The sequence below is a fragment of the Saccharospirillum alexandrii genome, assembly GCF_004000275.1.
GTDB lineage: Bacteria > Pseudomonadota > Gammaproteobacteria > Pseudomonadales > Natronospirillaceae > Saccharospirillum > Saccharospirillum alexandrii.
In genome coordinates, this window is record NZ_RCIP01000001.1 from 133,069 (window position 1) to 148,140 (window position 15,072).

Annotated in this window: 17 protein-coding genes and 2 tRNA genes; 17 read left to right on the plus strand and 2 right to left on the minus strand. The window is 55.6% G+C overall.

The window, feature by feature from the left end:
• Nucleotides 1–59: 59 nt before the first annotated feature.
• The 10 genes from tolQ (at nt 60) to nadA (ending at nt 7,303) form a co-directional block, all read left to right on the plus strand.
• Nucleotides 60–773 (plus strand): protein TolQ, encoded by a 714-nt coding sequence (tolQ, locus tag EP166_RS00665; RefSeq protein WP_220432464.1) that lies wholly within the window; start codon nt 60–62, stop codon nt 771–773.
• Complete coding sequence (gene tolR / locus EP166_RS00670; protein WP_127554889.1) at nt 770–1,201, plus strand: protein TolR; 432 nt, start codon at nt 770–772, stop codon at nt 1,199–1,201. The genes tolQ and tolR overlap by 4 nt, the downstream gene beginning before the upstream one ends.
• The gene (gene tolA, locus EP166_RS00675) at nt 1,191–2,066 is read left to right on the plus strand and encodes a cell envelope integrity protein TolA (protein WP_127554890.1); all 876 of its coding nucleotides are present in this window, start codon (nt 1,191–1,193) and stop codon (nt 2,064–2,066) included. Before tolR ends, tolA begins: the two co-directional genes overlap by 11 nt.
• Complete coding sequence (gene tolB, locus EP166_RS00680; RefSeq protein WP_220432465.1) at nt 2,066–3,376, plus strand: Tol-Pal system beta propeller repeat protein TolB; 1,311 nt, start codon at nt 2,066–2,068, stop codon at nt 3,374–3,376. Before tolA ends, tolB begins: the two co-directional genes overlap by 1 nt.
• A gap of 116 nt (nt 3,377–3,492) precedes the next feature.
• Complete coding sequence (gene pal / locus EP166_RS00685; RefSeq protein ID WP_127554891.1) at nt 3,493–4,062, plus strand: peptidoglycan-associated lipoprotein Pal; 570 nt, start codon at nt 3,493–3,495, stop codon at nt 4,060–4,062.
• A gap of 10 nt (nt 4,063–4,072) precedes the next feature.
• Nucleotides 4,073–4,840, plus strand: a complete 768-nt coding sequence (gene ybgF, locus EP166_RS00690) for a tol-pal system protein YbgF (protein ID WP_127554892.1) — start codon at nt 4,073–4,075, stop codon at nt 4,838–4,840.
• A gap of 150 nt (nt 4,841–4,990) precedes the next feature.
• Nucleotides 4,991–5,671 carry a 7-cyano-7-deazaguanine synthase QueC gene (queC, locus tag EP166_RS00695; RefSeq protein ID WP_127554893.1) on the plus strand — a complete coding sequence of 227 codons (681 nt, stop codon included), beginning with the start codon at nt 4,991–4,993 and terminating at the stop codon, nt 5,669–5,671.
• 94 nt (nt 5,672–5,765) lie between these two features.
• Nucleotides 5,766–5,841 (plus strand) — tRNA-Lys (locus EP166_RS00700).
• A gap of 119 nt (nt 5,842–5,960) precedes the next feature.
• Nucleotides 5,961–6,036: transfer RNA gene (locus EP166_RS00705), tRNA-Lys, on the plus strand.
• Between the two features lie 226 nt (nt 6,037–6,262).
• Nucleotides 6,263–7,303 carry a quinolinate synthase NadA gene (gene nadA / locus EP166_RS00710; protein WP_127554894.1) on the plus strand — a complete coding sequence of 347 codons (1,041 nt, stop codon included), beginning with the start codon at nt 6,263–6,265 and terminating at the stop codon, nt 7,301–7,303.
• 20 nt (nt 7,304–7,323) lie between these two features.
• Here nadA and EP166_RS00715 read toward each other — a convergent pair whose 3' ends face one another.
• Nucleotides 7,324–8,724, minus strand: coding sequence for a M48 family metallopeptidase (locus tag EP166_RS00715; RefSeq protein ID WP_164743769.1), 1,401 nt, complete (start codon nt 8,722–8,724; stop codon nt 7,324–7,326).
• A 137-nt stretch (nt 8,725–8,861) separates the two neighbouring features.
• Between EP166_RS00715 and EP166_RS00720 the strand changes: the two genes are divergently transcribed.
• Nucleotides 8,862–9,047 (plus strand): sulfurtransferase TusA family protein, encoded by a 186-nt coding sequence (locus tag EP166_RS00720; RefSeq protein WP_425470006.1) that lies wholly within the window; start codon nt 8,862–8,864, stop codon nt 9,045–9,047.
• 1 nt (nt 9,048) lies between these two features.
• Nucleotides 9,049–10,197: an AI-2E family transporter gene (locus EP166_RS00725; RefSeq protein ID WP_342775566.1), complete on the plus strand. Its 1,149-nt coding sequence runs from the start codon at nt 9,049–9,051 to the stop codon at nt 10,195–10,197.
• 5 nt (nt 10,198–10,202) lie between these two features.
• On the opposite strand, the gene EP166_RS00730 is transcribed toward EP166_RS00725, so the two are convergent.
• A complete protein-coding gene (locus EP166_RS00730) occupies nt 10,203–10,682 on the minus strand; it encodes a peroxiredoxin (RefSeq protein ID WP_127554897.1) in 480 nt (159 codons plus the stop codon).
• A gap of 306 nt (nt 10,683–10,988) precedes the next feature.
• On the opposite strand from EP166_RS00730, the gene dapA reads away from it, so the two are divergent.
• The 5 genes from dapA to EP166_RS00755 all read left to right on the plus strand — a co-directional run bounded on the left by dapA (nt 10,989) and on the right by EP166_RS00755 (nt 15,058).
• Complete coding sequence (dapA, locus tag EP166_RS00735) at nt 10,989–11,864, plus strand: 4-hydroxy-tetrahydrodipicolinate synthase (RefSeq protein WP_127554898.1); 876 nt, start codon at nt 10,989–10,991, stop codon at nt 11,862–11,864.
• Nucleotide 11,865: 1 nt separating this feature from the next.
• A complete protein-coding gene (locus EP166_RS00740) occupies nt 11,866–12,477 on the plus strand; it encodes a hypothetical protein (RefSeq protein WP_127554899.1) in 612 nt (203 codons plus the stop codon).
• A 5-nt stretch (nt 12,478–12,482) separates the two neighbouring features.
• A complete protein-coding gene (locus tag EP166_RS00745; RefSeq protein WP_127554900.1) occupies nt 12,483–13,250 on the plus strand; it encodes an MBL fold metallo-hydrolase in 768 nt (255 codons plus the stop codon).
• Nucleotides 13,251–13,266: 16 nt separating this feature from the next.
• A complete protein-coding gene (gene purC / locus EP166_RS00750) occupies nt 13,267–13,983 on the plus strand; it encodes a phosphoribosylaminoimidazolesuccinocarboxamide synthase (RefSeq protein ID WP_127554901.1) in 717 nt (238 codons plus the stop codon).
• Between the two features lie 256 nt (nt 13,984–14,239).
• Nucleotides 14,240–15,058 (plus strand): porin family protein, encoded by an 819-nt coding sequence (locus tag EP166_RS00755; protein ID WP_127554902.1) that lies wholly within the window; start codon nt 14,240–14,242, stop codon nt 15,056–15,058.
• Nucleotides 15,059–15,072: the final 14 nt, after the last annotated feature.

Consider the following 15,072-nt stretch of genomic DNA (forward strand, 5'->3'; position numbering starts at 1 on the left):
TAGTATTTGGCCTGAAAACTCTTTAGCCTAGCGCCCATCGTTTTCAAGAGGAATTGGGTGTGGGCAGTCAATTGTCAATCTGGGAATTGGTCAGCGAAGCCTCGCTGTTAGTGCAGTTGGTCATGTTGACATTGCTGGCAGCGTCCGTCGCGACCTGGATCTTTATTTTCGAGCGGCGCAAGGTTCTGCGCGCCGCCTATCGCCGCTTCGCCGGCTTTGAAGAACGGTTCTGGTCCGGCATGGATCTGGCGCAATTGTACCGTCAGGTGAATGCCAATCCGGATCCGCAGAATGGCGGCGAGCATATCTTTCGGGTCGGTTTCAAAGAGTTTAACCGGCTGCGCCAGCAAAACATGACCGATGCCGACGCCATTATGGCCGGCTGTCAGCGAGCCATGCGCGTAGCTTGCAGCAAGGAAATGGAAAAGCTGGACCATCACTTGCCGTTTCTGGCAACGGTCGGTTCGACCAGCCCTTATATCGGCCTCTTCGGCACGGTCTGGGGCATCATGAACTCCTTCCGCGGGCTGGCCTCTGTACCCCAGGTTACGCTGGCCACGGTCGCACCTGGCATTTCCGAAGCGCTGATTGCGACGGCCATGGGCCTGTTTGCGGCCATTCCTGCCGTTATCGCCTACAACCGCTTCTCGGCTCAGGCTGACAAACTGGTAGGCAACTACGAGACCTTCGCTGAAGAGTTCTCGGCCATTCTGCACCGCCAGGCGCATTTGCTGGGTAACCAGCCAGCCCGGCAGCGAGAAGTGCCGGCATGATTTCCGTTCGCCGTGGCCGTAAGCCGATGTCAGACATTAACGTCGTGCCCTACATCGACGTCATGCTGGTGTTGCTGATCATCTTCATGGTAACCGCACCAATGATGATGCAGGGTGTTGAGGTTGATGTTCCCCAGGTGGTGTCCGGTCCTCTGGACCGTGATGATGAACAGGAATACCTGATTGTCGCCGTGGATGAGCAAGGGCAGATATTCATTGAGCGCGGTGAAGAGCCTCCCGAATTGGTTCAGGTGGGTGCTGTGGGCGAGTACGCCTTGCGAGTATTGCAACAACAGCCCAGCCTGGAGGTCTATATCCGGGGCGATAATCGCGTCTCATACGGTTCCGTCATGCAGGTGATGGCGGCCTTGCAGCAGGCTGGCATCAGCTCGGTCGGGCTGATCACCGAGGCACCGGATGAAAGCTGAGTTCGATCAGTGGAAATCCCTGGCAGGGCCTGTCAGTTCGGCTCTGGTATTGCACGCGGTGATTGGTTTCGTGTTGCTGGCGGGGTTCAGTTTCACCACACCAACGCCCGACAGCTTTGAATTGCCTCCCGCCATGCAGGCGAGCTTGCGGGTTGAACCGCGACAGCAGGCAGCACCTCAGCCAAAACCTGAATCAGCGCCTCGGCCCGAACCGGAGCCTGAACCGGCCCCCGAGCCAGAGCCTCAACCGGAACCAGAGCCTGCGCCTGAGCCACAACCAGAGCCAGCTCCAGAACCTGAACCTGAACCTGCTCCCGAACCGGAACCACAACCAGAGCTAGTTCCGGAACCTGAGCCGGAACCAGAACCAGCTCCCGAGCCGGAGCCTCAACCTGAACTGGCCCCCGAGCCAGAGCCGCAACCAGCGCCACAGCCAGAACCGGCTACGCCCGAGGATGCGTTCAGTGACTTATTGGCCGGACTGGATGAAGAAGATGCGGTTATAGAGCAACAACAGGAGCAGGCCGAACAACGCCGCGCTACAGAGGCGCGGGTCGCCTCAGTGACTGAGGATTATAAAGGCCGTATTGGCCAGCAAGTTCAAAGAGCCTGGTCACGGCCTATGGAAATAAGAGTGATGGATCTGCGCGACCGGGAAACCGTTGTGCGGATTAATCTGTTGCCAACCGGGGAAATGCAGGGTGAACCTGTTATCGTATCCAGCAGTGGCATTCCCAGTCTGGATCAGTCGGCTCTCAGAGCTCTGCAGAGGATACGGCGCTTTGAAGTTCCCGATGACATGCAGGCGTTTAACCAGAATTTTCGCAGTTTTACCATTACGTTCAAACCAGAGGATCTGATGTAGTGAGAATAAAAGATTCAGTGATTGTCAGCCTGGTCGCCCTGATATCGGTGTTTTGCTCGGGCCTGATTCAGGCGGAAGACCTCGATATTGTTGTCACCCGGGGTTACGACACCAAAACCAAAATCGCCATTGTGCCTTTCTACTGGGAAGGTGGCTCGGCGCTGCCTGAAGACGTGCACAGCATCATCGACCAGAACCTGACCCGCACCGGGCGGTTCGAAGCGCTACCACCGCGTAATATGCTGACGCAGCCGACTTCTGAAGAGGCGGTCTTCTATCGTGACTGGCGGCTGCTGAACCAGGAGTATCTGGTGATCGGCTCGATTGAGCCTGCGGGCAATGAGCGGGTTAAGGTCAATTTTGCGCTGTATGACGTTGTAGAAGGCCAGCGGGTCGTTGCTGGCAACCAGACCGTTGGGGTGTTCCAGCTTCGAGATCTGGCTCACTCGATCTCCGATCTGATTCACGAGCGTATTACGGGTGTGAAGGGTATTTTCTCGACCAAAATCGCCTTCGTAACGCGTCGGCCGACGACCGACAACAACTTCGAGTACCGGCTGCAAGTGGCCGATGCAGATGGTCAGCGCGCGCGTACGGTCTATCGCTCCAACGAGCCGATAATCTCCCCGACCTGGTCGCACAGCGGCCGGCGAATTGCCTTCGCCAATAAAGTGGGTGATCGCTGGAAAGTCTTTGTGCAGGAATTGTCGACCGGGCGGTCAAATTCGATCAATGGACCGCGTGGTTATACATCGGCACCGTCATTCTCTCCCGACGGGCGTTACCTGGCCTATGTATCCAGTACGGCGGGTAACCCGGAGCTTTATCTCTACGATTTTTCCAGTGGAGACAGCACCCGGCTGACGCAAAACAACTACATTGATACGGAGCCGAGCTTCTCTCCAGACTCAAAATCACTCGTATACACCTCAGAAAGGGGCGGGAGTCCACAAATTTATCAAATGGACCTTGCCAGTAAGCGTGCGCAGCGCTTAACCTTTGAAGGAAGCCAGAACCTGAAGGCTCAGTACAGCAGTGACGGGGAGTATCTGGTGTTTGTGCACCAGCTTAACGGGCGTTTCCACGTCGCTGCGATGGACCTGGCAAGCCGGGAAATTCGAATACTGACGGAGACGAACCTGGACGAATCGCCCAGCATTGCTCCCAACGGCACAATGCTGGTCTATGCTACTAAGTCCAGGGGTCAGGGTGTATTGGCTTGGGTATCACTGGATGGCCAGGTCACCAGTGAAATGCCCTCGATTCATGGGGATGTGATTGAACCATCATGGTCTCCTTACCTGAACTAGTGACACTTTTAACGGTGTACTTGAACTAGGTGATCAAGCAAGGCAAGATGCAGATAAGGCCTCGTGCTGAGCTGAGCACCTGATAATAATGATCGACAACAGATGGGAAAAGGAAAATGGCTAAAACCAAACTGATTCATGTTGCTGCTATCACGTTTGCGGTATTCCTGGCAGGTTGTGCGTCCAACGACGTAGAAGAAACCAGTGGTGCTGAAACAACTGAAACTGGCACAGAAATGGAAGACGAAGGTCTGGGCGACCTGACCCTCGAAGTTGAACAGCAAGAGCCTGTTCAAATGGACACCTCTGCCGATGACGAAATGGCAGATGCCGTGACAAGTGAGTTCATGGACCTGTTGGACCAGACCCTGATCTATTTTGATTTTGACGAGTCTGCTATCCGTTCAGAGTTCCGCACTGTGCTGAACGCCCATGCGATGAACCTGGCTGCAAACCCGAACATGAGCGTTGTACTGGAAGGTCACGCTGATGAGCGCGGTACTCGCGAGTACAACCTGGCACTGGGTGAGCGTCGTGCAAAAGCCGTTGCTGATTACCTGATGCTGCGCGGTGTGGCTTCTAGCCAGATCGATACCGTAAGCTACGGTGAAGAAATGCCGCTGGCACTGGGTAGCACCGAAAGCGACTACGCAGAAAACCGTCGTGTAGAGATTGTCTATCCGTAATCGAGACACCATGTTTAAAAAAATGGTAATAACAAGTGCTGCCGTGATCGGCAGCACTTTTGGTTTTGTTGTACCGGTCATGGCTGAACCCGTTGTTATTCAGTCGCAGCCCGACCACGTAGCCAACTCGTCTTCGCGAGGCATTTCCTCGTCACCCGGTCCCGATCCTGCCTTTGTTGAAAACCTGATGTTTCAGGTGCGTGACCTTGAACAACAAGTGGCTGAACAGCGTGGCTTGGTCGAAGAGTTGAACTACCAGATTCAGATGCTTCAGCAAGAGCAGAAAGAGCGCTATGTCGACCTAGATCAGCGTCTGTTGAACATGCAACAGCAGCTGGACATGCAAGCCGTGGCCCCTGCTGAGCGTGAAGTGTCACCCTCCCTCAGTGAAAGCGCCGTCAGCGATGAAGATATCCTTGCGGAATACAACGCCGCCAGGGACCTTATTCGTAACCGGGATTTCCCGGGCGCCATTACAGCGCTGGCTGACTTTGCCCAGGCACACCCGAACCATGAACTGACGCCCAATGCCTGGTACTGGCTTGGCGAGGTGCATCTGGTCAGTCGGGAAGTTACGCAGGCTCAGGCTGCATTCGAAACCGTTGTCGATGACTTCGGAGGGCACGCCAAGGTGCCGGATTCCCTCTACAAGTTGGGTGTTATTGCGCAGCAACAAGAGCGGGGGTCACAGGCGACAGAGTTATTCAATCGGGTGATCAGCGAGTACCCGGGCAGCCAGAGTGCCAAGCTGGCACAGGCCAGGCTTGATAGTAACTGAGAGCTCTTAAGCCCACAGGCGAGTCCAGGCGGGTTGTCGCGATTTTTTATTACCCCTTACTCAATCACAGCGGGTCGACGATGGTCGGCTGGCGGGTGATCAAGCCCCGAAAGCCCGAGCCAGGGCAGTGATGAACAGGATGCATGAACATTGAACAAAAAGGCCGTAGTACTGCTATCGGGCGGGCTTGACTCGACCACTGTTCTGGCCAAGGCAATTGCCGATGGTTATGACACCTATGCACTGAGTTTCGATTATGGCCAGCGCCACGATGTGGAATTGGAAGCGGCCCGGCGCATTGCGACCGCTATGGGCGTGAAAGCGCACAAGGTGATCCCCATGGAGCTGCGTTCACTGGGTGGCTCGGCCTTGACGGACGACAGTATCGACGTACCCACGACCGAGACCGATGGCATTCCAGCGACCTATGTCCCCGCCAGAAACACGGTTTTTTTGTCCATTGCGCTGGGCTGGGCTGAAGTGCTGGAGGCACAGACCCTGTTTATCGGGGTCAGTGCGGTTGATTATTCAGGCTATCCGGATTGCCGCCCGGAGTTTATTTCCGCCTTTGAGCGCCTGGCTAATCTGGCCACCCGAATGGGGGTGGAGGGGCAGGTGATTACGGTGCAGGCCCCCTTGTTGAATCTTACCAAGGCCGCGACGGTTAACCTGGGGCTTTCGCTCGGGGTCGACTACAGCATGACGGTCAGCTGTTATCAGGCGAATGTTGCGGGCGAGGCCTGTGGTCTGTGCGACAGTTGTCGGTTGCGGAAAATCGGTTTCGAGCAGGCTGGCGTGGCCGATCCGACCCGTTACGTGGCGGCACAGTGAATTCAAAGTCTTTGTAGATCAAAGGCTTGGAGAAAAAAAGTCGGTCGCCGGGGTTGCGCCGACTCGAAAAATACATATTATATGCGCCTCCTTAGGGTCGTTAGCTCAGTTGGTAGAGCAGTTGGCTTTTAACCAATTGGTCGCAGGTTCGAATCCTGCACGACCCACCACTTTCTCATTGGACCGGTTTGTTCGGGGGAGTAAGGCAGACAAGTCAGCAAGTTGAAGCTAAGTTGTTGTTTTAATTTGTTTTTTTGTAGGTCATAGGTAAAATAGTCCAACCAGTTGAGGGTCGTTAGCTCAGTTGGTAGAGCAGTTGGCTTTTAACCAATTGGTCGCAGGTTCGAATCCTGCACGACCCACCAAATACCGAAAAAGGAGAGCCCAGGCTCTCCTTTTTTTATACCTGAATGTTCTCCCGCCCGGCCGTTGAAGCCGGGTGCAGGCCAGTGAGGGGCAGGTTGGGGTGAGGTGAGGCATTGTTGTTTGTGCCTGCCACCCCCACATTGCCCGGGCAGGCAAGTATCGTCCTTCGCGATGGTGCAGTTTGTCGTTACACTGTATCCACTATGACTGAGTGACCGGGTAGCCATGACTGATGCTGTTGAATTGTCTGAACTGACAATCAATTTCGAAATACCAGTGACCGAGCAGGCCAGTAGTCTGACGCCGGATCAGGTGAAGACGCTGAGCACTGAGATCGAAGCGCTGCTGCGCGAGCAGAATGCCGTTCTGGTTGCGCACTATTACACTGACCCGCTGATCCAGGCGCTGGCTGAGTCGAGTGGGGGCTTTATTGGTGATTCACTGGAAATGGCGCGCTACGGGCGCGATGTGGATGCCGAGACCGTGGTGGTGGCCGGGGTTCGGTTTATGGGCGAAACCGCCAAAATCCTGAGCCCCGACAAACGGGTGCTGATGCCGACACTGGAGGCGACCTGTTCGCTCGACCTGGGTTGCCCGGCCGAAGAGTTCGCCGCGTTTTGTGACCAGCATCCGGACAGGACCGTCGTCGTCTACGCCAATACGTCTGCAGCGGTCAAAGCCCGTGCGGATTGGGTCGTCACCTCCAGCATTGCGCTGGATGTGATTGACCATCTCGACCGGGCCGGTGAGAAGATTCTCTGGGCACCTGACCAGCATTTGGGGCGCTATATTCAACGGGAAACCGGTGCGGATATGTTGCTCTGGAATGGCTCCTGTATTGTTCATGAAGAATTCAGGGCAAAGGGGCTGCAGGATATGAAAGCCATGTACCCTGACGCTGCTGTGCTAGTACACCCGGAATCGCCGGAGTCGGTTGTGGCGCTGGCGGATGTCGTGGGGTCCACCACCCAGCTCATTGCCGCTTCCGAGCGTTTGCCCAATCAGCAGTTCATTGTGGCGACCGATCGCGGCATTTTTTACAAGATGCAGCAGCGCTCCCCTGGTAAAACCTTTATTGAAGCGCCTACGGCGGGTCAGGGCGCCAGCTGCCGCAGTTGCGCCCATTGCCCGTGGATGGCGATGAACGATTTACAGCGGTTACGGCAGGTTTTGGTTCAGGGCGGCGAGGAGATTCACGTTTCCCCCGAACTGATTCGCCAGGCGCGGATCCCGCTCGACCGCATGCTGGCCTTCAAACAGGGTTGATCGAGCCCTCTGCCTGGATGTTAGCTGGGCAACAAAGCCAGCTGGCGTTCGTAGTCAGACACTTTTGCGCGCAAACGTGCCAGCTGACTCGCATCTCCGGGCTGTTCGATGGCGCGCCTTAACAGAGTCAGGGCGCGGGATTCTTCTCCACGATGCCAGTACCAGGCGGCTGTCGCTTCTGCTTCCCGGCTTTGCAGGCATTCGCTACTGAGTCGGTGACGCAGTTCAAAGACATCCAGATACTCTCCGTTGATCCGGTCGAGCGCACCGAGTGCCTCGCGGCAGGCGTTGGCGCTGCCCGAACGCGCCGTTATTTCGGCGCTGAGATACCAGGCCGGGTCAAAATCCGGAAAGAGCGTCAGCAGCAGTGACAGTCGCTCCAGAGTCAGGCTGTCGTCAGCATTCGTTTGAAAACGGATCCAGCCCAGCAGGCTATTCGGGTCCGGATTGTCCAGCAGCTGCTGTGGTAACAGTGGGTCTGACGTTGCCGTCAGGCTTTGCCAGGCCGGGTCGGGTGCAAAGTCGTCATCGGCGGCATAGCGTGCGTTAATGTACCAGCGTAGCGTGTCGTACTGATTGCTCGTCTGTCCCGTGGCTCCGGTAGCGCTGCCTTGCAGTGCCTCCAGTTGGGCAGAGCGGGTGATAGCCCGCGGGTGCGTTTGCCAGTAATCGGATCCCGAACGCCCGCCCAGTGATTGCTGTAGCCGGGCAAAGACAGCAGCGCCTGCCGACGGGTTGTAACCGGCCTCGCGCAGCATATCGGTCGCGTAGCGGTCGGCTTCGCTTTCCATCGACCGGCTGAACGACAGGCTCTGTTGTGCGGCGCCCATTTGCGAGCCAATCAGCGTCGCACCGCCAATCTCAGTGTCCATGCTGGCCAGGGCAACACCGAGCAGGGCGCCGCTGATTGCCAGCCAGGCTTGCTGACGGTTGTTGTCGGACAGCCGGTTAAAGTGTCGGAGGCTCAGATGAGCAATTTCGTGGGCGACCACCGAAGTGAATTCGTCTTCGGTTCGAGCATTTTCCCAGAGCCCGAGATTGAACCCCATGACATTGCCCGGCAAGGCGAAAGCGTTGAAGGCTTTTTGCCGCAGCAGGACCACGCTGACCGGCCCCAGACTCGAGGTTGAGGTTTGTCTTAATCGCTCGGCGCGTTCAGCCAACCAGTATTCAAGCCAAACATCATTGATGACGTTGCCCTGTCGCTGTAATCTGCGCTGCAGATATCCGGCAACAGCGCGCTCCTGTTCCTGGGTCCAACCCAGAGATGAGTCGCCAAATTCAGCACGAGCGGGTAACCCGACGGCCAGGCACAGGCATACCCAGGCAATGAGCTGTTTGAGCCGGGGGAGCCTGTTAAACAGTAGGCATTGCACTGAAAAAGGTGAGTAACGATGGGGTCGGTCATGCCTGGAATGCACGTGAAATCCATACAACGAAGATGTGTTGCCCTATAATACGAGCTCTTTGGAGTCCCGACAGTGAGGCGTTGTAATTGACTTGTAAAAGTACCCCGTCACGGCAATTGGATGCCTGCGGATTGCGATGCCCGTTACCATTGCTGCGCACCAAACAAGCACTTGCTGCTATGAAGTCAGGAGAGATTCTGGAAGTATTGGCGACTGATGCTGGTTCCTGGCGGGATATTCCCGCTTACCTGAGCCGAGCCCCCCACCAGTTACTGGAGCAGGACGATTCCGAAGCAGGCTTGTTTCGGTTCCTGATTCAGCGAGGAGAAGATTGATTTGAAACTGTATCGCGTCGTACAGGGATTCTTTTCACGTTATTTTTCAGATGAAGAAGCGGTTATCTTCTTTATCTTGCTGATGTTGTCGATCTTGCTGGTCTATGGCCTTGGGCAGGTGCTTGCACCGGTATTCACTGCGGTTATTCTGGCTTATTTGCTGTCGCCCTTTGTCGATAGGCTGAATAATCTCAGGATTCCCCACCTGTTGTCGGTTACTGCGGTCTGTCTGGCTTTCTTCGGATTGCTGGTCGTCGCCATGCTGATCATCGTACCGGCGCTGTTGCGGCAGATCACCAGCCTGGTCAGCGAAATGCCGGTCATGATCCGACTGATGCAGGAACAGATTCAGGCGTTGCCGGAGCGCTACCCGGAACTTATTTCCAATGAGCTGGCACAGCAGTGGCTGTTGGGCATCGACTTGCGCGGTATCAGTCAGCAACTGACCGGTTTTCTACCCAGGGTGCTTACCTTTTCATTAAACACCCTGCCCAGTGCGGTTGGCGTCCTGATTTATCTGATCGTCGTGCCGTTGATGGTGTTTTTCATGCTGAAGGACAGGGTAGTGCTCTGGGACAGTTTCAAGGCCACTTTGCCCGCCCGGCGCAGCTTGATGAATCAGATTGCTCTGGAAATGAACCAGCAGATTGCCAATTACATTCGCGGCAAGGTGATCGAAATTCTGATCATCGGCAGCATTTCCTTTGTCACTTTCGAAATGTTTGGCCTGAATTATTCGGCCCTGCTTGCTGTGCTGGTTGGCGTGTCGGTGCTGATTCCCTATATCGGGGCGACCATCGTTACCATACCGGTCTTTGCCATTGGTGCCTTTCAGTTCGGCTTCACCAATGAGCTGTACTACGTCATGATCGCCTATCTGATCATTCAGATTCTGGATGGCAATGTTCTGGTGCCGTTGCTGTTCTCGGAAGCGGTTAACCTGAACCCGGTTTCGATCATTGTTGCTGTCTTGCTGTTCGGAGGCATCTGGGGCTTTTGGGGGGTCTTTTTTGCGATTCCGCTGGCCACCCTGGTAAAAGCCATCTTCAACGCCTGGCCCAAACACCAGGAGGCCAGAGCCGCCGAGGAAGCCAGTGTCGAAGGTGGGGTTGAGCATCAGGATTCAGCGCAGCAGGGGCCTGAACAATAAGCGGCTTAGCCGGTTCGCCGGGGCCTGGCATCCAGTTCATCGAGAATGCGGTGGACATGGTTGCGCGCATCGACGTCGATCCAGGCGCGCGCCAGTATGCCTTGCTCGTCGATTAGAAAGGTACTGCGTACCAGGCCGGTAATGGTGCGCCCCAGTAGCTCTTTTTCCCGCAGCACACCAAAGAGGTTGCACAGCGCTTCGTTGGAATCTGAAATCAGTTCAAACGGCAGGCTTTGCGCCCGCTTGAACGCTTCGTGGCTGTCGAGACTGTCCCGGCTTACCCCGAACAGAAGAATGTTCTGCTGGCGAAAACGATTATAGTTGGCACCGAAGTCCTGGCTCTCAATGGTGCACGCCGGGGTGTTATTTTTCGGATAAAAATACAGCAGTATCCGGTACCCGCGCAGGGCGCGCAGATGAACGTTTTTGTTGCTGGTTGCCGGCACCACAAAATCAGGGACAGGCCGACCTGGTTCGACGGTCATATGGGTACTCCTTGTACGGTTGTTCATGCGAAAGCGAGCCTTCGTATGTCGCATGGGTGTTCAGCCTGGCCGTCAGCGTTGCGTAAGCAGGCACAGCCGGGACACAGCTTTATCAAGTATGGCTCATTTTTTGAACAATACCAGTTGACCGTCCGGTCAGGTGATGGAAAGGGCGCTGGCCGGGCTTGTGTCGGTGCTGGCGCGCCAGTACCATTGCCGGTTTAGACGGTAGCAGTCCCAGCGTCCGGAATGACTCCTGTCAGCCGAGGCGATCGAATTAAGAGCACAGCCGGAGACGTTAGTTTCATGATCACAGGCAGTATTGTCGCCATGGTTACACCGATGCACCCAGATGGTGCTGTCGATTGGACCAGCCTTGAGCAGCTCATCGAGTTTCATATCGACAATGGCACCGCCGCTATTGGCGCCGTTGGCACAACGGGTGAAGCTTCTACGCTCGATATGAAAGAGCACGAGGAAGTGATCCGGTTTGCTGTGGATAAATGCGCCGGTCGTATACCGGTAGTCGCCGGTACCGGCGGCAATTCAACGCGTGAAGCCATGCACCTGACCCGGGCCGCCAAAGCAGCAGGCGCCGACGCGGCTTTGTTGGTAACGCCTTACTACAACAAGCCTACCCAGGAAGGCCTGTATCAGCACTATTGCTACATCGCTGAAAACGTCGATATACCGCAAATTCTGTATAACGTGCCCGGCCGAACGGCCTGCGACATGTTGCCGGAGACGGCGCTGCGTCTGGCCGAAGTCGACAATATTGTCGGTATTAAAGAAGCCACGGGTGATCTCGAACGCGCTCGCTTCCTGATCGATAACGCCCCCGAGGGCTTTGCCATTTACAGTGGTGATGACGCCACGGCCATGGAACTGATGCTGATGGGTGGCCATGGTGATATCTCAGTAACCGCCAATGTCTCTCCCAAAGCCATGTCGAGCCTGTGCGCTGCTGCGATGGGCGGCGACCGGGAGCTGGCGACTCGGCTGAACGATTTGCTGATGCCCTTGCATACCAACCTGTTCGTTGAAGCGAACCCGATTCCGGTGAAATGGGCTCTGAATTTAATGGGTCTGATTCCGGCGGGCATTCGGTTGCCATTAACGCCGTTGTCCGAACCCATGCACGACATCGTCCGCAAGGCGCTGATGGAATCGGGTGTTGTCTGACGTGAGACTTCTTCTGCTTCTACTGAGTGCCACGCTCGCGCTGGCCGCTTGCGGCCAGCGCGAGATCAACATCGACTATAACCCCGAAGCGGAAGCCCCTTCAGACTGGTACCCGATACCGGTCGAAGAGCCTCGCACCGTTACCAATGCTAACCGGGCCGTCGCCCGCCCGCCGGTGACGATCGACGATTCCCTGTTTGAACGCAGTGCCACCACCGATCTGATCATCACTGACAACACTGACAGTTTTGGCAATGTGTCGTTGCAAGTGAATCGCAGCGCCAGCCTGACCTGGGAGTTGCTGGAAGGCGCAGTGGCAGAGCTGGGTTGGCCGGTGGCCGACCGGAATCGCAGTCAGTACCGCCTGGAGCTGGAAGATGCCGATGTCGCCGGGCGCAATCTGTTTGGGCGCATAGGCGCCTTTTTTAGCGGTGAGCGCCAGACGGTTTATCTGATACTGGTTCCCAGAGTCAGTGGTACCGGCATTGCCGCCGAATACCCGGATGATCTGGTGCTGAGTGCGGAGGAGAACCGTCGGCTCATGAACGAGCTTCGAGACGCTCTGCTCGAAGGCCGGGCGTCAACCAGTGGTCAATCTGCTGTTCAGGAGTAACGGTAATGCGGTTTACCTCTCTGGGCAGCGGCAGTAAGGGCAACGCCACGCTGATCCAGGCGGGCGAGACCACGCTGCTGGTAGACTGTGGCTTTGGCCTGAAAGAAGCGGAAGCACGCTTGCAGGCCCGGGGCATCGACCCGGCGCAGTTGACGGCGATCATGGTAACGCACGAACATGGCGATCACCTGCGCGGCGCGCCGATGCTCAGCCGCAAGCATGGAGTGCCGGTGTACACGACACCGGGTACCGCCCGGTCGTTCAAAACGCCTGTTCCCCTGTTCAAACCCATTAATGTGCACCGGCCGTTTCGAATTGGTGATGTTGAGATAGAGCCAGTCACGGTGCCTCACGATGCGCGCGAGCCCGTACAATTCGTTTTCACGTTTCAGCAATACTGCATGGGCGTATTAACGGACCTCGGCAGCATTACCCCCCTGGTTACTCGCAGCTATCAACGTTGCCAGGCATTACTGCTAGAATGCAACCATGACCCGGAGATGCTGGCAAACGGGCCCTATCCGGCCAGTCTGAAGCGTCGCGTTGGGGGTGATTGGGGGCATTTGAGCAACCAGCAAGCGGCGCAGTTGCTATCGAGCATCGAACTGGGAGGCTTGCAGCATTTAATGATTTCGCACATCAGTGAGCATAATAACCACCCTGATCTGGCCATGGCAGCACTGGCCCCCGTGCTGCAAAGCAACAAAGCGTTGCAAGTCCATACCCTGACCCAGGACGAAGGCTGCCCCTGGATCCCATTACAACCCGCCTAACTGACGAGGCCAAGCAATGAAAAAAACGGGTGAGCTCTACGCCGGCAAGGCAAAAACCGTTTATACCACCGACGATCCCTCACTGCTGGTGTTGGCGTTTCGCAACGACACCTCGGCGTTCGACGGTGAAAAAATGGAGCAATTGGAGCGCAAGGGCCAGGTGAACAACCAGTTCAATGCCTTCATCATGAAAGCGCTGGAACAGGCGGGCATTGCGACCCATTTTGTAGACCAGCTCTCAATCAATGAAAGCCTGGTACGCAACCTCGACATGATTCCGGTAGAGTGTGTGGTGCGTAACCGTGCGGCAGGCAGTCTGGTGCGTCGTCTGGGTGTGACTGAGGGTCAGGAGCTGACACCGGCTGTGTTCGAGTTCTTCCTTAAGAACGACGCCCTGCACGATCCGATGATCAACGATTCGCACATTGCGACCTTTGGCTGGGCGACGGAAGCTGAAGTTGAGGCCATGAAAACGCTGACACTGCAGGTCAACGAAGTGCTGACGAAATTGTTTGCCGATGGTGGGCTGGTGCTGGTTGACTATAAGCTCGAATTCGGGCGTTTCGAAGGCAAGATCGTACTCGGCGACGAATTTTCACCGGATGGCTGCCGCCTGTGGGATGCCGGTACCGGCGAAAAGATGGATAAAGACCGTTTTCGCCAGAATTTAGGTAATGTTATCGAAAGCTATGAAGAAGTCGGTCGCCGTATTGGCATCGAGTTTCAGTCTTGAACTAGGCTGGGACTTAAGCCTAGGCTCCGTTTTATTCGGTGCCTTGAGTCCGTGCCAGGCACCGGGTGTGCCTATCCGGGGTCGGCGTGAACCCATCCATGGGGCCTAGACCGCAACATCCTTGTTGCGGACTGCCCCGGATAGGCACACCCGGCACCTGGCACTCTATCAGGTGCCAGCGTCAGGTTTTAAAACTCAAGAATAGTCAATTGTTGGTGCAGACTCTGTCTGTGAAACATGCACATGAGGAATCACTATGAAAATTTGGATGGCCACCGCTGCTGCGGCTACTGTTTTGTTTGCGCCTCTGGCGTCTGCCAAGGTGCTGATCGATATTGATGGCGGGTTGGGGTACAGCTTTAACTCTCTGAATGAAGGGTCGCTGGCAAATGATTCGATTGACCTGCAGGGAACCAACAGTGCAACCGAACCAGTCGGGTTGAATCAGGATGCTGAAAATGGCCTTTATGCCTGGACTAAAATATCAGTGCCTATTTTTCCTGATGTTGGATTGAAATATCAGAATCTGTACAGCACTGGTACAAACACGGTTGCACAAACCGTCGAATACGGTGGGGAGACTCAGACGTTTACCGGTGAGTTGGAGTCAGAATTTGATCTGAGCTATTTTGACCTGTCATTGACCTATGGAATCCCTCTGCCTTCAGCTTCAGTAGATTTTGGTCTCAACTTCCGATCTTTAATCGGTGGCTTTAGTGCAGAAGTTGATGGCACCAATCAGTCAATTGATACCGCTTTTGAAGTTGGTGGCACACCGATTATCGTACCCATGCTGTATCTGGGAGGTCACTTTGACATCCCCGTCGCCGATGTTCGCCTGGGTGGTGAGCTGAAAACCTTGCCGATCGGCGATACCAACATCACTGATCTGGAATTGAAGGGTACCTGGTTTGCACCGCTGCCGACCAACATGCTGGTCAAGCTGGGCGTTGAAGCAGGCTACCGTAACTACGGACTGACCATTGGTGAATCAACACTGGGTGCCGATACGTCAGATTTTGCCTCTGACGTGAACTATTCCGGTTTCTTTGCCGGTGCCGCGCTGAGCTTCTAATCTGACTTAGCCAG